Annotated in this window: 26 protein-coding genes; 12 read left to right on the forward strand and 14 right to left on the reverse strand. The window is 63.6% G+C overall.

Going from position 1 to position 22,266, the window contains the following annotated elements:
• The first annotated feature begins 8 nt into the window (after positions 1–8).
• A complete protein-coding gene (locus tag A9971_RS10380) occupies positions 9–605 on the forward strand; it encodes a tRNA-uridine aminocarboxypropyltransferase (RefSeq protein WP_123473790.1) in 597 nt (198 codons plus the stop codon).
• A 76-nt stretch (positions 606–681) separates the two neighbouring features.
• Here the strand turns inward: A9971_RS10380 and A9971_RS10385 are convergent, their stop codons facing one another.
• Positions 682–1,077, reverse strand: a complete 396-nt coding sequence (locus A9971_RS10385) for a YbaN family protein (protein ID WP_011059915.1) — start codon at positions 1,075–1,077, stop codon at positions 682–684.
• A gap of 10 nt (positions 1,078–1,087) precedes the next feature.
• Positions 1,088–1,675, reverse strand: a complete 588-nt coding sequence (locus A9971_RS10390; RefSeq protein ID WP_011059916.1) for a YecA family protein — start codon at positions 1,673–1,675, stop codon at positions 1,088–1,090.
• Between the two features lie 274 nt (positions 1,676–1,949).
• On the opposite strand from A9971_RS10390, the gene recQ reads away from it, so the two are divergent.
• Positions 1,950–4,076, forward strand: coding sequence for a DNA helicase RecQ (recQ, locus tag A9971_RS10395; protein ID WP_065363346.1), 2,127 nt, complete (start codon positions 1,950–1,952; stop codon positions 4,074–4,076).
• Between the two features lie 119 nt (positions 4,077–4,195).
• Positions 4,196–4,630 (forward strand): MarR family transcriptional regulator, encoded by a 435-nt coding sequence (locus A9971_RS10400; protein ID WP_011059918.1) that lies wholly within the window; start codon positions 4,196–4,198, stop codon positions 4,628–4,630.
• 96 nt (positions 4,631–4,726) lie between these two features.
• Here the strand turns inward: A9971_RS10400 and A9971_RS10405 are convergent, their stop codons facing one another.
• Complete coding sequence (locus A9971_RS10405) at positions 4,727–6,916, reverse strand: patatin-like phospholipase family protein (RefSeq protein ID WP_015634596.1); 2,190 nt, start codon at positions 6,914–6,916, stop codon at positions 4,727–4,729.
• Positions 6,917–6,987: 71 nt separating this feature from the next.
• On the opposite strand from A9971_RS10405, the gene A9971_RS10410 reads away from it, so the two are divergent.
• On the forward strand, positions 6,988–7,275 hold the full coding sequence (locus tag A9971_RS10410; protein WP_011059920.1) for a SelT/SelW/SelH family protein: 288 nt from the start codon (positions 6,988–6,990) through the stop codon (positions 7,273–7,275).
• On the opposite strand, the gene A9971_RS10415 is transcribed toward A9971_RS10410, so the two are convergent.
• On the reverse strand, positions 7,269–8,162 hold the full coding sequence (locus A9971_RS10415) for a DMT family transporter (RefSeq protein WP_015634597.1): 894 nt from the start codon (positions 8,160–8,162) through the stop codon (positions 7,269–7,271). The genes A9971_RS10410 and A9971_RS10415 overlap by 7 nt on opposite strands.
• A gap of 51 nt (positions 8,163–8,213) precedes the next feature.
• The gene (locus A9971_RS10420; RefSeq protein WP_077933576.1) at positions 8,214–9,029 is read right to left on the reverse strand and encodes an AraC family transcriptional regulator; all 816 of its coding nucleotides are present in this window, start codon (positions 9,027–9,029) and stop codon (positions 8,214–8,216) included.
• Between the two features lie 132 nt (positions 9,030–9,161).
• Between A9971_RS10420 and A9971_RS10425 the strand changes: the two genes are divergently transcribed.
• Positions 9,162–9,983 (forward strand): UDP-2,3-diacylglucosamine diphosphatase, encoded by an 822-nt coding sequence (locus A9971_RS10425; protein WP_011059923.1) that lies wholly within the window; start codon positions 9,162–9,164, stop codon positions 9,981–9,983.
• A 22-nt stretch (positions 9,984–10,005) separates the two neighbouring features.
• Here A9971_RS10425 and A9971_RS10430 read toward each other — a convergent pair whose 3' ends face one another.
• The gene (locus A9971_RS10430; protein WP_015634600.1) at positions 10,006–10,596 is read right to left on the reverse strand and encodes an HD domain-containing protein; all 591 of its coding nucleotides are present in this window, start codon (positions 10,594–10,596) and stop codon (positions 10,006–10,008) included.
• Between the two features lie 74 nt (positions 10,597–10,670).
• Entirely contained in the window at positions 10,671–10,982 is a 312-nt protein-coding gene (locus A9971_RS10435; RefSeq protein ID WP_011059925.1) for a DUF962 domain-containing protein, read from the reverse strand.
• A 159-nt stretch (positions 10,983–11,141) separates the two neighbouring features.
• Between A9971_RS10435 and A9971_RS10440 the strand changes: the two genes are divergently transcribed.
• On the forward strand, positions 11,142–12,203 hold the full coding sequence (locus A9971_RS10440; protein WP_011059926.1) for an AraC family transcriptional regulator: 1,062 nt from the start codon (positions 11,142–11,144) through the stop codon (positions 12,201–12,203).
• On the opposite strand, the gene A9971_RS10445 is transcribed toward A9971_RS10440, so the two are convergent.
• Positions 12,160–13,614 (reverse strand): TrkH family potassium uptake protein, encoded by a 1,455-nt coding sequence (locus tag A9971_RS10445; RefSeq protein ID WP_041752016.1) that lies wholly within the window; start codon positions 13,612–13,614, stop codon positions 12,160–12,162. The two genes, A9971_RS10440 and A9971_RS10445, sit on opposite strands and share 44 nt — an antisense overlap.
• A 121-nt stretch (positions 13,615–13,735) precedes the next feature.
• Between A9971_RS10445 and A9971_RS10450 the strand changes: the two genes are divergently transcribed.
• A complete protein-coding gene (locus A9971_RS10450) occupies positions 13,736–14,302 on the forward strand; it encodes a nitroreductase family protein (protein ID WP_011059928.1) in 567 nt (188 codons plus the stop codon).
• Positions 14,303–14,383: 81 nt separating this feature from the next.
• On the opposite strand, the gene A9971_RS10455 is transcribed toward A9971_RS10450, so the two are convergent.
• The 6 genes from A9971_RS10455 to A9971_RS10480 all read right to left on the reverse strand — a co-directional run bounded on the left by A9971_RS10455 (position 14,384) and on the right by A9971_RS10480 (position 18,475).
• Entirely contained in the window at positions 14,384–15,724 is a 1,341-nt protein-coding gene (locus A9971_RS10455; protein ID WP_011059929.1) for a HAMP domain-containing sensor histidine kinase, read from the reverse strand.
• 66 nt (positions 15,725–15,790) lie between these two features.
• On the reverse strand, positions 15,791–16,228 hold the full coding sequence (locus tag A9971_RS10460; RefSeq protein ID WP_015634603.1) for a Spy/CpxP family protein refolding chaperone: 438 nt from the start codon (positions 16,226–16,228) through the stop codon (positions 15,791–15,793).
• 143 nt (positions 16,229–16,371) lie between these two features.
• Positions 16,372–17,049, reverse strand: a complete 678-nt coding sequence (locus A9971_RS10465; protein WP_011059931.1) for a response regulator transcription factor — start codon at positions 17,047–17,049, stop codon at positions 16,372–16,374.
• Positions 17,050–17,056: 7 nt separating this feature from the next.
• Positions 17,057–17,467 (reverse strand): translation initiation factor 2, encoded by a 411-nt coding sequence (locus A9971_RS10470; RefSeq protein ID WP_019093743.1) that lies wholly within the window; start codon positions 17,465–17,467, stop codon positions 17,057–17,059.
• Positions 17,468–17,577: 110 nt separating this feature from the next.
• On the reverse strand, positions 17,578–17,877 hold the full coding sequence (locus A9971_RS10475) for a YciI family protein (protein ID WP_011059932.1): 300 nt from the start codon (positions 17,875–17,877) through the stop codon (positions 17,578–17,580).
• 1 nt (position 17,878) lies between these two features.
• Positions 17,879–18,475: a septation protein A gene (locus tag A9971_RS10480; RefSeq protein WP_011059933.1), complete on the reverse strand. Its 597-nt coding sequence runs from the start codon at positions 18,473–18,475 to the stop codon at positions 17,879–17,881.
• Between the two features lie 87 nt (positions 18,476–18,562).
• Here A9971_RS10480 and A9971_RS10485 point away from each other — a divergent pair, with 87 nt between their 5' ends.
• From A9971_RS10485 to A9971_RS10505, 5 genes are all read left to right on the forward strand, one after another.
• Positions 18,563–19,423, forward strand: a complete 861-nt coding sequence (locus A9971_RS10485) for a PHP domain-containing protein (protein ID WP_011059934.1) — start codon at positions 18,563–18,565, stop codon at positions 19,421–19,423.
• A 13-nt stretch (positions 19,424–19,436) separates the two neighbouring features.
• Positions 19,437–20,066, forward strand: coding sequence for an L-threonylcarbamoyladenylate synthase (locus tag A9971_RS10490; protein WP_011059935.1), 630 nt, complete (start codon positions 19,437–19,439; stop codon positions 20,064–20,066).
• A 120-nt stretch (positions 20,067–20,186) separates the two neighbouring features.
• Positions 20,187–20,885, forward strand: a complete 699-nt coding sequence (locus tag A9971_RS10495; RefSeq protein WP_169893818.1) for a ScpA family protein — start codon at positions 20,187–20,189, stop codon at positions 20,883–20,885.
• A 12-nt stretch (positions 20,886–20,897) separates the two neighbouring features.
• Complete coding sequence (gene scpB / locus A9971_RS10500; RefSeq protein ID WP_183000565.1) at positions 20,898–21,911, forward strand: SMC-Scp complex subunit ScpB; 1,014 nt, start codon at positions 20,898–20,900, stop codon at positions 21,909–21,911.
• Positions 21,912–21,988: 77 nt separating this feature from the next.
• Positions 21,989–22,180, forward strand: coding sequence for a DUF1289 domain-containing protein (locus A9971_RS10505; RefSeq protein ID WP_011059938.1), 192 nt, complete (start codon positions 21,989–21,991; stop codon positions 22,178–22,180).
• The last annotated feature ends 86 nt before the right edge of the window (positions 22,181–22,266 follow it).

Genomic DNA, 22,266 nt, shown 5'->3' on the forward strand with positions numbered 1-22,266 from the left:
GAGGTCCCATGTCTCGAGCACGCTGCGAGCGTTGCCTGCGCCCTGCGGGCCATTGTCTGTGCCCGCTGATTCCCCAGCTACCCAGCCGCACCCGAGTGCTGTTGTTGCAGCATCCCAGTGAGGTCAATCATGCCTTGAACACCGCACGTCTGGCGGCGCTGGGGCTGAACAACGCCGAACTGGTGGTGGGGGAGGTGTTCGAGGAGCTGCCGGCGTTGCTCGACCAGCCCGGATATCGAGCATGCCTGCTGTTCCCGGCGGATGATGCCCGGCCATTGCAGGCCTATGCCGAGACGGATGCACCGCTGCTGCTGGTGGTGCCCGACGGCACCTGGCGCAAGGCGCGCAAGTTGCTGCACCTCAATCCGTTGCTGGCGGCGCTGCCACGGGTGACCCTGGCGAGCGCGGTGGAGTCTCGCTATCGCCTGCGCAAGGCCCCGGGGCCGGGAGCCTTGTCCACTGTGGAAGCGATCGTGCAGGCATTGCAGGTACTGGAAGCACCTGCTTCGTTCGAACCGCTATTGCGGCCTTTCGAGGCCCTGATCGAAGGGCAGATTGCCGCGATGGGCGAAGACACCTACCAGCGCAACCACGCCAAATCCTGACCGCTCCCGAATCCGGAGCCGCAGGCGGTGATGGCGCGCGCAAGGGCTCCGCTCTTCCCGGCCACCCCACAAACCTTCAGGAGCGCCGCAGGGTCTTCTGCCGCAGGATATAGAGACTCACCAGCACTGCGCTGGTCAGCATGAAGCCCCGGGCCCAGGGCGATGGCACCAGATAGCAGGAGAAACCGATGCTCAACCACATCAGGCCGATGGCGTAGACCTTGCCCTTGAGCGGAATGCCGTTGCCGTCGAGATAGTCGCGGATCCACGGACCCAGGCGCGGGTGTTGCACCAGCCATTGGTAGAAGCGTGGCGAGCTACGGGCAAAGCAGGCGGCTGCCAGCAGCAGGAAAGGCGTGGTAGGCAATACAGGAAGGAAGATACCCACTACCCCCAGCGCTACGCTCGACCAGCCGATGGCCAGCAGAACGTAACGCCATAGCAGGGGGCGTTGGCCTATGGGCTTGGCCATAGGCAACGACTCAGTGGTGGCGCGGCTTGAGCAGTGCAGGTTTTTCGTCGGGGGCGTTGCACAGCAGGTACAGCGCGGTCAGCGCTTCGGGGATCTGCACGATCATGTCGTCCATCAGGTTGGCATCGCTGGCAATGTCGGAGAACTCCGGCTGTTCGTCGAACAGGCCGGAACCCACCATGATCGGCAGCAGCATCTCGCTGACTTCTTCCTCGGCGGTTTCGAACCAGGCCGCTTCACGCAGGAACACGCCTTCCATGAAGCCGATGCACCAGCCGCGCAGGTCGGAGTCGTCCGGGTCTTCGCCCAGGTCGAGTTCGCAGGGCAGCTCGAATTCTTCGTCGGAAGCCAGTTGGCGGGCGATGTGCGCCTTGAGGGCCAGCAGGGTCGACTCGATGGCTTCGCGTTCGGCGTCGTCACGGTAGTGCGGCTCTTCGGCGAACAGGGCGTCGATCCATTCACGGTCCGGAACGCTTTCCGAGCAGATGGACAGCGCGGTCAGGTAGCCGTGAGCGGCCACGTAGTCCAGCGCCTCGTCGTGCAGATCATCTGCATCGAGGAAGACTTGCAGGCGGGTTAGTTGCTCAGCGAAGGACATTGACGGCTACCTTGGGGAATAAACGATGCTGAATTCTAGGCTTTCTTGCGCGCTCAAGCCAGCCGCGGTGCCGATTTGAGCGGTTCTAAAGGTTACCAGCGGTCCATTGTCGGTGCCCTCTGCCGGGAAGGGGTCGGGTATACTCGCGCGTTTTGTGATGCCCTGCAGGCTGGCCGTCTGTTCCGGACAAGTCCGCTAACGCAAATGTCGGTGAAGCGTGCCGGCTTTTCGTCCAGTCTGCCCCCAGGGATTTCAGCGATTTTTGGAGTTTTTCATGCTCGAACAGGCTCAACGCGTCCTCAAGGACATCTTCGGCTACGACAGTTTCCGTGGTCGCCAAGGTGCGATCATTGAGCGCGTGGCCAGCGGCGGCGATGCCTTGGTACTGATGCCCACCGGTGGTGGCAAGTCGCTGTGTTTCCAGGTCCCGGCGCTACTTCGCGAAGGGCTGGCGGTGGTGGTTTCGCCGCTGATCGCGCTGATGGACGACCAGGTTGCAACCCTGGAGGAACTCGGTGTCGCGGCGGCAGCCTTGAACTCCACCCTCAGCCCCGAGCAGCAGCGTGACCTGGCCGCGCGCATCCGGCGCGGCGAAGTGAAGATGCTCTACCTGGCCCCCGAGCGCCTGGTCCAGCCGCGCATGCTGGCGTTTCTGCAGAGCTTGGAAATCGCCTTGTTCGCGATTGATGAAGCCCACTGTGTGTCCCAGTGGGGCCACGACTTCCGCCCCGAATACCTGCAATTGGGGCAGCTGGCGGAAATGTTTCCCCAGGTGCCGCGCATTGCCCTGACCGCCACGGCTGACAAGCGCACCCGGGAAGAGATCGTCAATCGCCTGCACCTGCAGGATGCCGAGCGTTTTCTCTCCAGCTTCGACCGGCCGAACATCTTCTATCGCATCGTGCCCAAGGAGCAGCCACGCAAGCAGTTGCAGGCCTTCCTCAACGAGCGGCGCAGCGATGCCGGGATCGTCTATTGCCTGTCGCGCAAAAAGGTCGACGAAGTGGCTGCATTTCTCTGCGAACAGGGTTTCACCGCGCTGCCCTACCATGCCGGGTTGCCCAATGAGCTACGGGCCTATCACCAGAAGCGCTTCCTCAACGAAGAAGGCCTGATCATGGTGGCCACCATTGCCTTCGGCATGGGCATCGACAAGCCCAACGTGCGCTTCGTGGCCCACATGGACTTGCCCAAGTCGCTGGAAGCCTACTACCAGGAGACCGGTCGCGCCGGTCGTGACGGCCTGCCGGCAGACGCCTGGATGGCTTACGGGCTGCAGGACGTGCTGATGCTCAAGCAGATGCTGCAGAACTCCGAGGGCGACGAGCGCCACAAGCGTCTTGAGCAGCACAAGCTCGATGCGATGCTGGCCCTGTGCGAGGAAACCCGTTGCCGGCGCCAGACCCTGCTGGCCTATTTCGATGAAGACATGCCGCAACCCTGCGGTCACTGCGACAACTGCGTCGATGGGGTACAGACCTGGGACGCCACCGAGCCGGCACGCCAGGCGCTGTCGGCGATCTATCGCACTGGCCAGCGCTACGGTGTCGGTCACCTGGTGGATGTGCTGCTGGGCAAGGACACGGAAAAGGTCCGCAGTTTCGGCCATCAGCACCTGTCGGTATTTGGTGTCGGCAAGGCCCGCAGCGAAGGCGAATGGCGCTCGCTGTTCCGCCAGCTGGTGGCCCGCGGCCTGGCCGACATCGATCTGGAAGGTTATGGCGGCCTGCGCCTGAGCGACAGCTGCCGCCCGCTGCTCAAGGGCGAAGTGACCCTGGAGTTGCGTCGTGATCTCAAGCCGCAAACCACCCCCAAGAGCAGCACCAGCCAGGCCAGCCAGCTGGTACGGGGCGAGGAGCGCGAGCAGTGGGAGGCGCTGCGGGCCCTGCGACGCAAGCTGGCGGAAGAACATGGGGTGCCGCCTTATGTCATTTTCCCCGATTCCACCTTGCTCGAAATGCTCCGCAGCCAGCCCGGCTCCATGGCCGAAATGGCCGAGGTCAGCGGCGTGGGTGCGCGCAAGCTGGAGCGTTATGGCGCAGCCTTCCTCGAAGTCCTCGGCGGCGGTGTCGAGGCGCCGAAAGTGGTTGCCGACCTGCGCCATGAACTGATCACCCTGGCTCGCGCGGGGATGACTCCGGTGCAGATCGCCGGCCAGTTGCAGTGCACGGAAAAGAACGTCTACACCCTGCTCGCCGAAGCCATCGGCAAGCAGCAGCTGTCGCTGGAACAGGCCCTGGACTTGCCGGAAGACCTGCTGGGAGAGATCCAGGATGCGTTCCTCGACGGCGAGGGCGAGTTGCCGCCCGTGGCCGAGGTTATCCCGGTGTTTGCCGGAAGGGTGCCGGAAGGGGTGCTGTATTGCGTACGTGCGGCCTTGGAGTCGGAGTTTGAAATGTGAAGGGGTGCGTCAATGTTGTAACGATTCAGTCCCTTACAGGCCTTGCCTCCGGGCAAGGGGCATGCTTAGCTGACTAATAATTAGTTTTTCTTTATTTTCAGTCTGATCATGAGTGTTTTATGCCGTTAACCGATGAACACCGTTTTGGTATGCAGCTGGCGCATATGTCTCGCGGCTGGCGTGCCGAACTGGACCGCCGCCTGGCGGGGCTCGGCCTGTCCCAGGCCCGCTGGCTGGTGCTTTTGCATTTGGCTCGCTTCGAAGAGGCGCCCACTCAGCGCGAGCTGGCGCAAAGCGTCGGCGTAGAAGGGCCGACCCTGGCCCGGCTGCTGGACAGCCTGGAAACCCAGGGCCTGGTTCAGCGCCAGTCGGTGGTGGAAGATCGCCGGGCGAAGAAAATCGTTCTCTGTCCGTCCGCCCGGCCCTTGATCGAACAGATCGAAACCATCGCCACCGCCCTGCGTCATGAGCTGTTCGTTGGCGTTGACGAAGAAGACCTGCGGGTCTGCATTCGCGTTCATGAACGCATCCTGGCCAATCTGGAAAAATCCTGACGCCTTCAACCGGGGTTGCCTGACCCCGGTTTGTCTTGTTCCTCTGCCATTCTGAATTCAAGCCTGCTGCGCCAAGGGGCGTTTTTTGCGTGCCTGTCAAAAGGTCTGGCCCAGATTCAGTGACAGGGCTTTCTGGTTGTCGTCGTTGAAGCCGTAGCTGAAGTTCAGCGGCCCCAGCGGCGTGTCGAAGCCGAGAAAGATGCTTGCCGCGTTGATGTAGCCGCTGTCGAAGGCATTGTCGTTGTTCCACACCCGGCCCCGCTCCAGCGAGCCTCCCAGGTACAGTGGAAAGTCCAGGGGCAGATAGGAGCGCGGTGTCAGGCGACGGAAGTACACGGCGCGAGCCAGGCTGATGTTCTGCCCGGAGAGGGCGTCCTGACGGAAACCGGACAGTTGTCGAGCTCCACCGAGCAGGAAGCTGGACGTCACCACGTCGGCGTTGTCCAGGGTCCGGCCATAGCGACCGCCCAGGACAAAGGTATTGGGGCCGCTGCTCAGCGCCTTGTCCAGCTTGAACTCCCACTGCCGGTAGCGATTGTCCGAACCCAGGCTCGGTTCGAACTGGCGCAGGCTCAGCTTGATGTCTTCGCCGGAGTGAGGAAAGTAGACGTTGTCCAGCGAGTCGAAGGAGTACTGCAACTGGTAGTAGCCTTCGTTGAAGTTTTCGCTGGGCAGGTTATGGTCGCCGATGCGCACATCGGCCTTGCCCCAGGCCTCGCCGACGCCGAAACGCACTTCGCCGCTGTTGCCGATCTGGCGCCCTAGGTTGAGCCCGAAACCGTAGCGTTCCACGCGATATTCGGCGATCGGGTCGTTGTCCAGCACCGCCTCGACGTTCTGCGCTTCGGCGGCGATGAAGGGCGCAATGAAGTAGCGTGAACCGGCATCCAGTGGCTGGTAGAACTCGCTGTAGAGTTCCTGCTGATCACCGATCTGCACCCGGGTCAGCCATTCTGCACCCAGGCTGTTGATGCCGTTCATGCGGTAGCTGGCGCCGATATTGAACGCGCTGTCGCCACGCATGTCATCGGACAGGTTCAGCCCCAGGCGCAGGTAGTCGGTACCACTGCGCTTGCCCCGGGCGCTGATCACCAGGGTGTTGTCCTGCCCCTTGTGGGCTACGCGATACTGCACCTGTTCGAAGAAATCCAGGCCGTACAGGGTGCCCATGTCGGTTTCCAGGCGGCCCAGGTCCAGCGGCTCGCCGATGCGCTGGCGGATGTAGTAGCGGATCACTTCGTCGCTGACCTTGGAGTCGTTTTCCACCTTGATCGCGCTGATGATCGGAGTGCGCTGGCTGGGCTGGCGCGCAGCGGTCAGTTCGGCATCCAGCGCATGGGCCGGACGCAGACGGGCCAGGCGCGCGTCGAGGATACGGGTGGCGCGGTAGCCGGCGTCGATCATTTCCTGGGCCCGGCCAAAGTCGGTAACGCCAAAGCTCGACAGCGCTGGCTGGATCAGCACGTCATCCTTGTGCAGTGCCGCCAGTTGCACCTCCGAGTTGCGCCGGGTCATCAGGGTGATGGACTGGTTGAGCACGTCGACCACGGTATTGAGTTGCTTGCGCGAACGCAGCGGTGTGCCGATGTCCACCACGATGGCGATGTCGACTCCCATGTCCCGCGCCACGTCCAGGGGAATGTTATCGGTCATGCCGCCGTCCACCAGCAGACGGCCATCCAGTTCCACCGGTGCGAAGACCGCCGGGATCGACATGCTGGCGCGGATCACCTGGGGCAGGTGGCCCTTGCGAAACACCACTTTCTCGCCGCTGGCGATATCGGTGGCCACGGCCCGGAAGGGGATCGGCAGCTTGTCGAAGTCACGGGTATCGCTGGCGTGGGCCAGCTTGCTTTCCAGCAGCAGTGCCAGGTTCTGTCCCTGAATCACCCCCAGCGGCAGGCCCAGGCTGCCATCGTCGCGGAAGCTGAGCTTCTGCTTGACCAGAAAATCCCGGTCGTCCTGCTTGCGCCGGAACGGCACGTCTTCCCGGGGCGGGGCATCGGACAAGGCCTGTCGCCAGTCGATGTTCAGCGCAAGCTTTTCCAGCTCGTCGATCTTGTAGCCCGAGGCATACAGCCCGCCGATCACCGCGCCCATGCTGGTGCCGGCGATGGCGTCGATGCGGATGCCCTGTTCCTCCAGGGCCTTGAGCACCCCGATGTGGGCCAGGCCGCGGGCGGCGCCCCCAGACAGCACCAGGCCGATTTTCGGTCGTGGCGCTTCGGCAGATTGAGCGAGCAAGGGCAGCAGGCAGAGGAACAGGCAGGACAGCAGGCGGCGCATTACGGTTCTCGGGGCGGGCGATAAAGCCGGCTATTATAACGACGCCCTTGAATCCAGGAGTCGGCCGTACCATGACTGAACGTAAACCCGAAGTGATCATCACCTATTGCACCCAATGCCAGTGGCTACTGCGGGCGGCGTGGCTGGCCCAGGAGCTGTTGAGCACCTTCAGCGACGACCTGGGCAAGGTGTCCCTGGAGCCGGCAACCGGCGGGGCCTTTCGCATCACCTGCGATGGCGTGCAGATCTGGGAGCGCAAGGCCGATGGTGGCTTTCCCGAGGCCAAGGTGCTGAAGCAGCGGGTTCGCGACCAGATAGACCCCGAGCGCGACCTGGGTCACAACGACCGTACTCAGTGAGAACCGGCTTCAGCCGTGGCTGCCTTGCTGCCCGAACCCGCCGACAGGCGGCTTGAAACCACGATGGCAACGATGATCAAGGCCCCACCGAACAACATGCGCAGGGTCGGGTTTTCGCCGAACAGCAACCAGGCCACGGTAATTCCGTAGACCGGTTCCAGGGCAAACACCACCGCTGCGGTGCGCGCCTTGATCACTGCCAGGCTGGCGACAAACAGGCTGTGGGCCAGACCGGTGCAGAAAATTCCCAGCAGGCTGATCCACAGCCAGTCCATGGCCCGCACCTGGCCAAGCTCGGGAGCCGCCACCGGCAACAGGCACAGGGCGACCACCACGTTTTGACAGAGCGCTGCCTGCACCGCGGGGATCCGCCCGGAGCTGGCACGGTTGTTCAGTGACAGCAGCGCAAACAGCAGGCCCGAGCCCACGGCCCAGAGCAGGCCGGTGGTGGCCTGGCTGGCCAGGTCGAAGTCCGGGGTCACCAGCACCAGGCCGATGCTGACCAGCAGCACCAACAGCATTTCGTTGAAGCGGATCCGCTCGCGGAAGATCAGGCCTTCGAGAATCACGGTGAACGCCGGGAAACTGGCAAAGCCCAGGGTCGCGATAGCCACCCCCGCGACCTTCACCGCCACGAAGAAACTCACCCAGTGCCCGGCCAGCAGCAGGCCGCTGAGCAGCAGGCGCCGCCAATCGGTGGCGGCCAGTTTCTGCCAGGGGGTGTTGCTCGCCAGGCGGGCGAAGACACCCAGGGCGAGCACGGCAAAGGCTGCACGGCCGAAGACGATGACCGCGGGCGAAGCGGCGGCGAGCTTACCGAATACACCGGTCAGGCCGAACATCAGGGCACCGATATGCAAGGCGCCAAGGGCGGTACGCGGAGTCATTTTTATCCTTAACCACAAGACGGGCAGTAATGGCCTTAGGCGGCAATGGGCTCAGTCTACGGGCGGGGCGGCCTGTTGGTCTGTCGCGATCCTGGCGTTTTTTGTCGAAGGACTAGCGTCTGCCCCTTGGCGCAGTTGGCGCGGCGAGTGGCCGTACTGCCGCAGTATCGCCGCGGCAAAGGCACTCTGGGAGCTGTAACCCACGCGGCTGGCGATTTCGCCCATGGGCAAGGTCGATCCGCGCAACAGTTCCAGGGCCATGTGCAAGCGCCGGCGTCGCACGTATTCCATGGGGCTGGCCCCGCACTCGGCAATGAACCGTGCATGCAGGCGGGCAGCGGACAGCCCGGCGATACGGGCCAGGTCGGCCACCTGCAAGGGGTGGGCGGCGTGATGATCGATATGGGCATTCAGGGCGGCATAGGGCAGGCGGCGCTCGCGGGGCTGGCTGTCGGCGCGATGATTGAGGCTGGCCAGCAGCAAGACCGCGCCTTGCTGGGCAATCAAGGGGTCGTCCACCGGGCTGTCCGCCAGCCAGTTGACCAGGCGGCTCTGGCTCGGCCCCAGGACCTGGTGTCGGGGCGCATCGAGCAAACGCCGACTGGCCTCGGCATGTTCCCCCAACGATTGCTGCACCCAGTGTTCGCCGGGTATGTCCAGCACCAGGCAATGGCTGCCGCTGGGGCTGCCGCAGACATGCCGGGCGCCGGCCGGCACCACCACGAAGCTCTGCTGCTGCACCCGGCTGCCCTGGCCTTCGACTTCGAAATCGAGCTGGCCACGCAGGCCGAACACCAGTTGCGCATGTTCATGGCTGTGGGCGATCAGGTCATGGGTGTAGTGGCGCAGGGTGAGGATAGATCCCATCACGGTCTCCTTGGCAGGCGGCCAGTCTACACCGGCGGTCGGGCGTTTCGCGCTGTCATCGCACTGCCGCATTTGTGTCATGGGCTATTAATCGCTGGGGCGCAAGCTCGCAAAAAATCCAGGAGAGCGTCCATGACCCATGCCGAACTCGCCAAGCCCAGCCGCAAGCAACGGGTGCGGACCCTGTGGATTTCAGATGTGCACCTGGGCACCCGGGATTGCCAGGCCGAACACCTGGCACGCTTTCTCAAGGCCTATCACGCCGATCGCATCTATCTGGTGGGCGACATCATCGATGGTTGGAAGCTGCGCGGCGGCATGTACTGGCCCCAGGCCCATACCAACGTGATCCGGCGCCTGCTGACCATGAGCAAGCGTGGTACCGAGGTGATCTACGTCACCGGCAACCACGACGAATTCCTGCGGCGCTACTCCAGGCTGATTCTCGGCAATATCCAACTGGTGGACGAGGCGGTGCATGTCACTGCGGACGGGCGTCATCTGCTGGTGATCCACGGCGATCAGTTCGATGTGATTACTCGCTATCACCGCTGGCTGGCCTTTCTCGGCGACTCGGCCTACGAATTCACCCTGACCCTCAACCGCTGGCTCAACCACTGGCGGGCGCGTTATGGCTATGGGTACTGGTCGCTGTCGGCCTACCTCAAGCACAAGGTCAAGACGGCGGTGAGTTTCATCAGCGATTTCGAGGAAGCCATTGCCCACGAATGCGTCAAGCGCGAGTTACACGGGGTGGTCTGTGGCCATATTCACCATGCCGAGATCCGCAAGGTGGGCGAGGTGGATTACCTCAATTGCGGTGACTGGGTGGAGTCCTGCACGGCGCTGATCGAGCACTGGGACGGCAGCATCGAGCTCTATCGCCTGGCCGAGGCCCAGGCCCGTGAGGCCCAACTCAAGGCTGAGCGGATGAAAGTCGCGGAGCCGGCCTGAGCCCGGGCCCGAACACGGTTTTTCAGGCCGGGCTGGCCTGCTCCATGGCCGCCTTGTACAGCGACTGCCGGGGCTGGGCGAACAGCCGTTGCAGCATGGGCTCGAAGAAGCTCAGGGGCAGGCTCTCGTAGGCCGGATCGAAGGCGGCGGCGTCGTACTTGGCGCAGAACTCGGCGGTGTACTGGTACAGCGGGTGGTCACTGAACTGCTCGCGCAGGTGGCGATCCATGCCCAGGTGATGGAAGAAGTAGTAACCCTGGAAGATCCCGTGCTTCTCCACCATCCACAGGTTTTCCGGGCTGACAAAGGGTTTGAGAATGGCGGCGGCGATATCCGGATGGTTATAGGAACCCAGGGTATCGCCAATGTCGTGGAGCAGGGCGCAGACCACGTATTCCTCGTCGCGCCCGTCGTGCCAGGCGCGGCTGGCGGTCTGTAGCGAATGGGTCAGGCGGTCCACCGGGAAGCCGCCGAAGTCGCCTTCCAGCAATTGCAGGTGGGCCAGGATGCGTGTCGGCAACTGCTTGGCGTAGGCACTGAAATCCGCGGCGATGATCGCCCAGTCCTCCTGGGTACCGTCCTGCATATGGGTAAAGCGCGCATGGGTGTTCATCGGCCATCCTCTTGTTGTCATGGGGCGGGTCTGCAAGGCCTGGCCCTGTGGGGAGCCGCTGGCGGCCCTGGGGTCTAGAAGGGCACCTTGCCGAGGATCATGTCGCGGTACATGACGAAGTCCCCCAGCAGGCTGTACAGCGGATGCTGGAAGGTGGCCGGGCGGTTTTTCTCGAAGAAGAAATGCCCGACCCAGGCGAAGCCATAGCCGGCTATCGGCAACACCAGCAGCAGCCACCAGGCGCCTTTGCCGATGGCCAGGGCGAGGATGAAGATCACCAGGCTGGTGCCGATGAAGTGCAGACGTCGGCAGGTGCTGTCGCTGTGCTCGCTCAGGTAGTAGGGGTAGAACTCGGCGAAGCTGTTGAACTGTCGGATGTTTTCCATGGCCGCGATCTCTGTGTCTGTTGTTCTGTCGGCGGATGTTCGGCGGGGAGCCTATTTGAGTCTAGAGTCCTTGGCGGCGCAGGCCAGTGACAATAGGCGCCACTTTAGTATCCTTGGGAAATTGGCCGTAGCATGCGGCTCATCATGTAAGAACCCCTCATGAGCGAACGAACGACTTCTGCAAGCTGGACCCTGGGAATCGTCAAGGCCCTGGAGATGGACGGCCTGGATTGCCGGGCCTTGTTCAAGCAGTTGGGGCTCGACTACGGTGCCCTGGAAGATCCCGACGCGCGCTTCACCCAGGACTCCATGACCCGGCTCTGGCAGCGCGCCGTCGAGCTTTCCGGCAACCCGGCGATCGGCCTGAACATGGGCAAGGTGGTGCGTCCGGCGTCTTTTCACGTGGCCGGGTATGCATTGATGTCGAGTCGTACCCTGGCGGAGGGGTTTCAGCGGCTGGTGCGTTATCAGCGGATCATTGCCGAAAGCGCTGACTTGAGTTTCCGCCTTCTTCCCGAGGGCTATGCACTGATCCTGACGGTGCATGGCGACCATCTACCGCCCACCCGGCAAAGTGCCGAGGCTTCGCTGGCCTGTGCCCTGGCCTTGTGCGGCTGGCTGACGGGGCGCGCGTTGCAGCCGCGCAAGGTGTTGCTGCAGGGCGAGCAGCCCGGGGACCTGCAACCCTACAAGGACATGTTCCACGCGCCCCTGGTGTTTGCCGCGCCCTTTGATGCGCTGATCTTCGAGCGTGCCGACATGGAGGCCACGCTGCCCACCGCCAACGAGGCCATGGCCCTGCTGCACGATCGTTTCGCCGGCGAATACCTGGCGCGCTTCTCCGAAAGCCGGGTGACCCACAAGGCGCGGCAGGTCTTGTGTCGCCTGCTGCCCCAGGGGGAGCCCAAGCGCGAAATGGTGGCGCAGACGCTGCACCTGTCCCAGCGCACCTTGCAGCGCCGCCTGCAGGAAGAGGGCACCAGCTTCCAGGCGCTGCTGGATGACACCCGCCGGGAACTGGCAGAGCAGTACCTGGCGCAGCCGCGCATGACCCTGCTGGAAATTGCCTACTTGCTTGGGTTTGCCGACCCGAGCAACTTCTTCCGTGCATTCCGCCGCTGGTTCGATGCCACGCCCGGTGAGTACCGGGCGCGGTTACAGGCCGCGCCGGCCCCGGTCAATGACGCCAGAATGCCGGAATACACAACACGAACACCGTGATGATTTCCAGCCGGCCCAGGAGCATGCCCAGGGACAGGATCCACTTGGCGGCGTCCGGCAGGGTCGAGAAGTTGCCGGCCGGGCCGATGGTTTCACCCAGGCCCGGGCCCACGCCCGACACGGTGCTGGCGGCACCGGTGAGGGCGGTCATCCAGTCCAGGCCCAGCAGCGACAGGGCCAGGGCGATCATGCAGATGGTGATGGCGAAGAAGAACGAGAAGGTCAGGATCGAGCGGACGATTTCTTCGTCCAGGCGATGGCCGTTGTACTTCTGTTTGATCACCGCCCTCGGGTGAATCAGTTGATTGAGGTTGGCCTTGAGCAGGATGTAGGCGACCTGGAAGCGGAAGATCTTGATCCCGCCGGCAGTCGATCCCGAACAGCCGCCTACGAATCCCAGGTAGAAGAACAGCATCAGCGAGAAGTTGCCCCACAGGCTGTAGTCGCCCAGGGCAAACCCGGTGGTGGTGACCACCGACGTCACGTTCAGCGCTACGTGGCGCAGGGCATCCAGCCAGTGCAGGTCGGTGGTCCACCAGTACCAGGTGCCGAGCACCAGCCACGTCACCAGGAGCATGCCCAGCAAGCCCTGGACCTGCTGATCCTTGATCAGCGCCCGACGATTGCCCCGCAGGGTCGCCACATAGAGGGCGAAGGGCAGGCTGCCGAGGATCATCACCACCACCGCCACCCAGTGCACCGCCGGTTGTTGCCAGTGGGCCAGGGATTCGTCGGAGGTAGAGAAGCCACCGGTGGAGATCGCCGACATGGCGTGGTTGATGGCGTCGAAGATGTTCATCCCGGCCCACCAGAAGGCCAGGCTGCCGCAGATGGTGATGCCGACGTAGCTGGCGACAATCAGGCGCGCCACCATGTGCGAGCGCGGCATGACCTTTTCCGAGCGGTCCGAAGACTCGGTCTGGAACAGGCGCATGCCACCGATACGCAGCAACGGCAGGATCGCCACCGCCATGCCGATAAAGCCGATACCCCCCAGCCAGTGCAGCATCGAACGCCAGATCAGGATGCCAGGCGACATGCTGTCCAGGCCGCTGAGCACCGTGGCGCCGGTGGCGGTGATGCCGGACATGCTTTCAAAGAACGAGTCGGTGTAGCTGATGTGCTGGGTCAGCAGGAATGGCAGGGCGGCAAAGATGCACACCACCACCCAGCTGGAGACCGTCAGCAGGTACATGTCGCGGGGGCGCAGATGAATATGTTCGGGACGGCCGGGAATCACCAGGGCCAGGCCGGCGATGAAGGTGATCATGCTGGCCCAGAGGAAGGACGGCAGGTCGCCGGTGCGTTCGAAGATCACCAGTGTCGCCATCGGCACCACCATGGCGATCGCCAGGGTGATGAGGAAGATGCCGATGATGAAACCAATGATCCTTAAGGTCGGCAACGCCATGTGTTCCGCTCGGGCTGGTAGATGAAGGGCGCCCATTCTACCTGCGGGGCAGGGCATGTAAACCGGCACCCGGCCGGCAGATCCCGCTAGAATGGCGGACATTTTTTTCAGGAGGTGGCCGATGGAGGCTCTCGACGCTTTGCTCAACCGTGTTTCCGTGCCGCGCCTGGTGGAGCCCGCGCCTAGCGCCGCGCAGCGCGAAGCCTTGTTCGCCGCCGCCCTGCGCGCGCCGGATCATGGTCAGTTGCGCCCCTGGCGGTTCCTTACCGTCGAAGGTGCGGCACGCGAGCAGTTGGGCGAGTTGCTGGTGGAGGCGGTACAGCTGCAGGGCGGCGAAGTGACCCAGGCGGCCCTGGACAAGGCCCGGGCCATGCCCCTGCGCGCACCACTGGTGGTTGTGGTGGTCGCCCGTTTGCAGGAGCACTTCAAGGTGCCCAGGAGCGAGCAGTTGCTGGCAGCGGGCTGCGCGGCCCACGGTATCCTGCTGGCGGCCTACGCCCAGGGGATCGGCGCGGTGTGGCGTACTGGCGAGTTGTCCTACTCGCCCCATGTAGCCAAGGGCCTGGGCCTGGAGGACGGCGAAGAGATCATTGCCTTCCTGTATCTTGGCACGCCGCTGAATGAGCCGCGGATCGCCCCCAAGGTCGATACCGCCGAGTTCGTCAGCGCCTGGACTGCCAAGGCCTGATTTTCCTCTTCTAACGCTGTGTACCTCGCGGGCAAGCCCGCTGTTGCCGGACCCGGCGGCAGCGGCTTGCCCGCATTGCGTTCAGGCCTGCACCACGGCGCCGGGGACCAGGGGCAGTTCCAGGGTGGCGATGAATCCGCCCTGAGGGTGGTTGGCCAGCAGCAGGCTGCCACCGTGACGCTCTGCGGCGCGGCGGGCGATGGCCAGCCCCAGGCCATGGCCCGGAGCGCTTTGCCCCGGGGCGCGGAAGAAGGGCTCTCCCAGCTGGCTCAAGTGCTCGGCTTCTACGCCGGGTCCATGATCGCGCACGCTGATCTGGATCTTCTCGCCCTGGCGTTGGGCCGTGACTTCGATCGCTTGCCCGGCGGGGTTGAAGCGCTGAGCGTTGCGCAGAAGGTTGTCCACTGCCCGCTCCAGCATGGTCGGCCAACCGCGCAGGTGCAGCTGTGGCGGGGCGGTTATCAGCACCGGCTGTTCCGGGCAGGCCAGTTGCGCGTCTTTCTGCACGGCGACCAGCAAGGCGTTGAGGTCCACTTCTTCGGCGCTGGCGTTGTCCGCATCGACCCGGGCCAACACCAGAATCTCGCTGATCAGCGCTTCCAGGCGGTCACATTCGCGGGTCAGCCGCGGCCAGAGCTTTTCCCGTTCTTCGGGGGCGGCCCGTTCCGCCAATGCCAGGGCGATGCGCAGGCGGGCCAGGGGCGAGCGCAGTTCGTGGGACACGTCCCGCAGCAGTTGGCGCTGGCTGCCGATCAGGCTCTGCAGGCGCGAGCCCATGCGGTTGAAGTCCCGGGCCAGTACACCGAATTCGTCGCGGCGGTTGGACAGGCGCGCCAGGCTGTTCTGCTGGTAGGTGGCCTGGCCCAGGTCGTGTACCGCGCCGCGCAGGCGGCTCAGGGGACGAGTGATGGACAGGGTGACCAGGAGGCTGAACAGGGTCAGCACCACCAGGGCGATGGCCAGGGCGCTGAGGGGCCAGGTCAGGCTGTCGCGGTGCCAGGCGTCCAGTTCCGGATGGGGGATGCGATAGATGAACAGGTAGGTGTCGCCGGTTTTCGGGCTGGTGTATTCCGCCGTCAGGCGGCGCCAGGGCAGGTGCCGGTCGTCATTGTTCTGCCGGGCTTCGAAGGCCGCGGCGCGGCGCGGGAAGGTGCCGCGAACCACTGGGTCGCCGCTCTCGTTGAGCACCTGGACATCGATGTGGTACTGGCGCTTGCGCTGCTGGAGGATGTCCTGGGCAGCGTCCTCGCCCTGGTTCTCGTAGGTCTGTGTCCATTCCTCGGTCAGGCTGTTGAGGCCGGGGTGACGGCTGAGGATCCAGGCATCCTGGTTGAGCATGTGCCCGAGCAGGATCGACAGCCCTGCAACCAGGGTGATGGCCAGCCAGAAGCTGGCCAGGATGCGCCAGAACAATGAACGCACAGGAACTCCTCGAACGCGAAAGCCCAGTGGGGGGAGGCCACTGGGCTGGGGGTGGACGCTAACGCATTATTGCGCTTTTTGCGGTTGCTGCGCTTTCCAGGCCTTGAACTCGGCCCATTCGGCGCGACGCTCCTCTTGTTTCTTGACGATGGCGTCAAACTCTTTCTGCTGCTCTGGCTTGAGCAGGGCGCGGATATCGGCCTGGGTCTTCTGGTGCTTGGCGGTCAGCTCATCCTTCATGGCTTTCTGGTCGGCCGGCGAGAGTTTCTCCAGGTACTTTTCCACCACGGCCTTGCGGTCGTGCATTTGCTCGCCCATCAGCTTGCCGATCTGCTGGCGCTGTTCGCGGCTCAGGTCCAGTTGGCTGAAAGGGCCTTTGCCGCGCATGTGCTCGCTGTGCCGAGGGCCGTCCATGGGGCCCATCGGGCCGTGACCTTCCGGCATGGCCATGGCCACGGTTGGCAGGGCGGCGGCGAACATCAGAGCGATCAGGGTCTTGCGCATGGTGTATCTCCTTGTCTCATTCCCGGTAAGTTCCGGATGAGTTCAGGTTACCCAGATCAAGGTCAGCGGCAGTCAGCGGAGGGTAAAGCTTGGGTAAAGAAGGTATTTCACGGCCCTGACAAATCTGCCAGGGCACATCGGGATCAGAGGCTGTAGTAGTAGCCGCGGCTGCGCAGGGCGACGATCCGTGGACGGCCGTCGGGGTGCGGGCCGATCTTCTTGCGCAGGTTGCTGACATGCATGTCCAGGCTGCGGTCATACAGGGTCAGCTTGCGGCCCAGGGCGATCTGCGCCAGTTCCTGCTTGTCCAGGGGCTCGCCCGGTTGCTTGAGCAGGGCTTCGAGCAGGCGGCTTTCGGAAACGGTCAGGGTAATGTCCTGCTCGTCGATGTTGACCACACCGCGCAGCGGGCTGAAGCACAGGTCGCCCAGTTCCATCTGGCTGGAGGCCGCCACCGGATGGCTGCGGCGCAGTACGGCACGCAGGCGGGCGGTGAGTTCACGGGGGTCGCAGGGCTTGGCCAGGTAATCGTCGGCACCCAGTTCCAGGCCGAGGATGCGGTCCAGGGGTTCGCCACGGGCCGAGAGCATCAGCACCGGCAGGTCGGGGTGCTCATTGCGCAGTTGCTTGAGCAGCTCCAGGCCGCTGCCGTCGGGCAGCATCACGTCCAGTACCACCGCTGACGGCGCCGTTTCGGCCAGGGCGCGACGGGCGCTCAGGCCATCGTGGCAGGCCCGCACCAGAAAACCTTCCTGGCTCAGCCAACTGCTCAGGAGCTCGCACAGCTCCTGGTCATCATCAATCAGTAACAGGTCGCTCATGAATCTCTCAATTTAGCCATTGTCGACGCTTGCGATGCCCGCCACTGGCGAAGATCCCGCAGAGCAGGGCCAGCAGGGCCACGCCGCCGCCGGTGACGAACCACTGCTGTTGATCGGTCAACAGGCGGGGTGCCGGGTTGGCCTGGGCCTCTTTGAGTTGCAGCTTGAGGCGCTGGTTCTCCTGGCGCAAGCGGGTCAGTTGGGGGCTTTCCCGTTCGGCATCGGTATTTTGCAATTGTTTGCTCAGTTCATCGCGCAGGCGCTCGCTTTCTTTCAAGCGTTGCTGCAACTCGGTGATCTGACTGCCGGCGCTCAGGGACAGCGGCGTGGAATGGCCGGTGTCTTGGGTTTCCTCGGCAAGGGCTGGAGCCCCGATCGACAACATGACCAACAGCAGGCACAGCGGACCTTGGCGCATCGAAACTCCTGATTCCAATCGAGTGTTGGGCAGGTTGTCGGCAGTCAAACGAGAATAATGAGCGATTGAGAGCGCGATGAACCGCGAAGGTTCATCGCACCCGGGAGGATTTACGGCATCGATTGCTTGAACGGCTTGACCAGTACATGGGCGTAGACGCCGCAGGTCACGAACGGGTCGGCGTCGGCCCAGGCCTGGGCGGCGCTCAGGGAGTCGAACTCGGCGACGATCAGGCTGCCGCTGAAACCGGCCGCGCCCGGGTCATTGCTGTCGATCGCCGGGTGCGGGCCGGCGAGTACCACGCGCCCCTGATCCTTGAGCACTTGCAGCCGCTCCAGGTGCGCCGGCCGGTTGGCCAGGCGTTTTTCCAGGGAGTTGGCGACGTCTGTGGCAATGATTGCGTAAAGCATGTCAGTCCTCGGTTTTCGGGGTGGTGGGATCGGCGTCATGCAGGTGGCGCGAGAGGTAGATACCCTGGCCCACCAGGAACAATACGGTCATGCCCAGGCTGCCGAAGACCTTGAAGTCGACCCAGATGCTCTGGAAGGTGAAGGCGACAAACAGGTTGGCGGCGCCGCAGAACAGGAAGAAGGCGATCCAGGCGATGTTCAAGCGGGTCCATACCGGGTCTGGCAACGTCAGGGCGTGGCCCATGATGCGCTTGATCAGCAGGCGGTCGCCGACGAAGTGGCTGCCGATGAAGGCCAGGGCGAACAGCCAGTTGACCACCGGAGCTTTCCATTTAAGGAAGGTTTCGCTGTGGAAGGCCAGGGTCAGGCTGCCGAAGACCAGGCAGGCGATCAGGGTCAGCCACTGGCTTTTTTCCAGCTTGCGCTGGGAGATGAACAGGGCGCCATACACCACCAGTGAACTGATGATCAGCACCGCTGTGGCGCTGTAGATGCCGCCCAGGGTGACTTCGTGACCGGCAAGGTCGACGACGCGGGGATCAATTTTATAGACGATGAAAAACAGGAACAGCGGGATGAAGTCGATGAATTGTTTCACAGTGGCAGCCAGAAGCAGGATGTCCCGGCATAATAACAAACATCCTTGGTAGCGAAAGCGCCAGCTGACTTGAGGTTTTATCGTCCTGTGAATGTTGATTTGCACTGCCATAGCACGGCCTCCGACGGCGCCCTGGCGCCCGCGGTTCTGGTTGCGCGTGCGTACGAGAGAGGCGTGCGAATCCTGTCCCTGACCGACCACGACACCCTCGAAGGGCTGGACGAAGCGCGCCAAGCGGCGCAGCAACTGGGCATGCAGCTGGTCAATGGCGTCGAGCTTTCCTGCACCTGGGGCGGCGCCACTATCCATGTGCTGGGCTACGGCTTCGATACCCAGGCCCCGGCTTTGGTGCAAGCCATCGAAAAGCTCCACGAAGGCCGCTGGCTGCGTTCGGAGGAGATCAGCCGCAAGCTGGCCCTCAAGGGCATGCCGGGAGCGCTGGAAGGCGCCCGGGCGATCCAGCAGGAACTGGGGGACAGTGGCAATGCACCGGCGCGGCCGCACTTTGCCGACTACCTGGTGCGTGCCGGTTTCGTGAAGGATCGCGCCGAGGCGTTTCGCAAATGGCTGGGGGCCGGCAAGCTGGGGGACGTCAAGCAGCACTGGCCGACCCTGGAAGAAACCGTCGGCACACTGCGGGCCGCGGGGGCCTGGGTCAGCCTGGCCCATCCCTGGCATTACGATTTCACCCGCAGCAAGCGTCGCCGCTTGATTGCCGACTATATTCAAGCCGGTGGTCATGCTATCGAAGTGGTCAATGGCCACCAACCTGCAGAGCAAGTGGGCAGTTTGGCTATCCTTGCTCGTGAATTCGGACTGCTGGTCAGCGCTGGCAGTGACTTTCATGGCCCTGGAGGCTGGTCCGAGATTGGTGAGTATCGCCCGGTCCCGGAAGACCTGCCGCCCCTTTGGTGTCGGTTCAAACATGAGCCAATTATTGCCGCCTGAACAGGTAGAGACAGTGAGTCAATTTTTCCAGATCCACCCGGAAAACCCCCAGCCACGCCTGATCAAACAGGCCGTCGAGATCATTCGCGGCGGCGGTGTGGTGATCTATCCCACGGATTCGTCCTACGCCGTCGCCTGCCAGATGGGTGACAAGGGCGCAATCGAACGGGTTCGACGCCTGCGCCAGCTGGACGACAAGCACAACTTCGCGCTGATCTGCAGCGACCTTTCGCAGTTGGGCCTGTTCGCCAAGATCGACACGGGCACCTTCCGTCTGCTCAAGGCCCATGTGCCGGGGCCCTACACCTTCATTCTCAACGCCACCCGGGAAGTGCCGCGCCTGCTGCTGCACCCCAAGCGCCGGACCATCGGCCTGCGGGTGCCGAGCAACCCGATCGCCCTGGCGCTGCTGGCCGAGCTGGGCGAGCCGCTGATGAGCGTCAGCCTGATCATGCCCGGTGATACCGAGGCCCTGAGCGATCCCTACGAGATGCGCCAGTTGCTGGAGCACCAGGTGGACCTGATCATCGATGGCGGTTTCGGCAGCACCGAGTCGTCCACGGTGATCAACCTCGCCGACGGCGAGCCGGAAGTGATCCGCGTCGGTTGCGGCGACCCCGCGCCGTTCATGGCCGAGGCCTAGATGTCCGCAGTGGAAACCGTCGACGACCAGGCCGGCGCCCAGCAGGAGCTGCCCTTCGCCATGGTCTACGGCCAGGCGGTCATGGAAATGCCCCTGGACCTGTACATCCCCCCGGATGCCCTGGAAGTCTTTCTCGAAGCCTTCGAAGGCCCGCTGGACCTGCTGCTGTACCTGATCCGCAAGCAGAACATCAACATCCTCGACATCCCGGTGGCGGAGATCACCCGCCAGTACATGGGTTATGTGGAGCTGATGCAGTCGGTGCGCCTGGAACTGGCCGCCGAGTACCTGGTGATGGCGGCAATGCTTGCCGAGATCAAGTCGCGCATGCTCCTGCCGCGCTCAGCCGAGGTCGAGGAAGAAGAGGACGATCCGCGGGCCGAACTGATCCGCCGCCTGCAGGAATACGAGCGCTTCAAGGCGGCCGCCGAGGGCATCGACGGCCTGAGCCGGGTCGGTCGCGATGTGCTGGTGCCCAAGCTCGACGCCCCGGAGGCCCGGGCGCGCAAGCTGCTGCCGGATGTGGCCCTGGAAGAGTTGCTGATGTCCATGGCCGAGGTGCTGCGCCGTGGCGACATGTTCGAAAGCCATCAGGTGAGCCGCGAGGCGCTGTCCACCCGCGAGCGCATGAGCGATGTGCTGGAGCGGCTCAAGGGCGGCGGTTTCGTGCCCTTTGTCGAGCTGTTCACCGCCGAGGAAGGGCGCCTGGGGGTGGTGGTGACCTTCATGGCGATCCTCGAACTGGTCAAGGAATCCCTGGTCGAGCTGGTGCAGAATGAGCCCTTTGCGGCCATCCACGTACGGGCGCGAGCCGAATAACGAGCTTAAATCATGAACCTGAATGAACCCCGCGAGCTGGCGCCCCTGCTCGAAGCCTTTCTGTTGGCCTCGGGAAAACCCCAGTCCCTGGAACGCCTGTTCGAGCTCTTCGAAGAAGCCGAGCGGCCGGACCCGGCGGTCTTCAAGAAAGCCCTGGCCCTGCTCGGCAAGTCCTGCGAAGGGCGGGCCTTCGAGCTCAAGGAAGTGGCCTCCGGCTATCGCCTGCAGATCCGCGAGAAGTTCGCGCCCTGGGTCGGCCGCCTGTGGGAAGAGCGCCCACAGCGTTACTCGCGCGCCATGCTGGAAACCATGGCCCTGATCGCCTATCGCCAACCCATCACCCGGGGCGAGATCGAGGACGTGCGTGGCGTGGCGGTCAACAGCCATATCGTCAAGACCCTGCTGGAACGTGAATGGATCCGCGTGGTGGGGTATCGCGACGTGCCGGGCAAGCCGGCGATGTTCGCCACCACCAAGGCGTTTCTCGATCACTTCAACCTGAAGAACCTCGACGACCTGCCGCCTTTGGCGGAACTGCGGGAGATCGAGGCCGAGCCGGTATTGGAATTCGACGACGCTCCGGTGCCCGAGCACCTGCAACAACTGGCCGATGCCAGCGCCGAGCCGGAGGAACCCAAGGAAGAAACCAGCTTCCATACCCTGCTGCTGGAGCTGGATTCCATGGAGGAGGGGATCAAGACCGACTTCGAAGACTTGCACCGTGATGGTGTGGTGGAACCGGAGCAGGGAGGGGTACAAGAGCCGGTGCCGGATCTCCCGCAGGAGGAGGCCCGGACCGAATCTGAGGTCCTCGCCGATGAGCCCGATGAATTCCCGGTCGAACCCGAGGACCGGCCGCCGGTCGAAGCAGAGGATGATGTGCTGGGCGTGGCCGAGGCCCGGGCCAAGTTGCTCGCCGCAGTAGCCGCACTGGAGCCTGCTACGCCGCAGTTGAGCGAGGAAGAGGCCGAAGCCCTGGCCCTGGCCGAAGCCATCGAAAACGAACGCCGCCTGCTGGACGATTGACCTTGTAGTCGCTGGCCGGCTCGGCGCATGGCTGGCGGTTTTTTTCGCCGGCAAGCCGGCTCCTACAGAGGTGATGGATGAGTTCTGCCAAGGATCCCTGCATCAGCGTGTGCAAGTTCAGCGATGACATCTGCATCGGCTGCGGGCGCAGCAAGCGTGAGATCAAGGCCTGGAAGAAGCTCGACAAGGCCGAGCGCCGTCAAGTGCTGGCTGAAGCCGCCATGCGCCTGCTGCAATTGCGCGCCACCGGCCGGCGGAAAAAGTCCTGAGGGGCGACTTATCAACTAGTCTGTGATGCGCAACCGCCGCCATGAGCGTATGATTCGCGACCCTTTGGCGATCCCTTCGCCACAGA

Origin of the sequence: Pseudomonas sp. UME65 (assembly GCF_014170225.1) — a bacterium.
GTDB classification, from domain to species: Bacteria; Pseudomonadota; Gammaproteobacteria; order Pseudomonadales; family Pseudomonadaceae; genus Aquipseudomonas; species Aquipseudomonas protegens.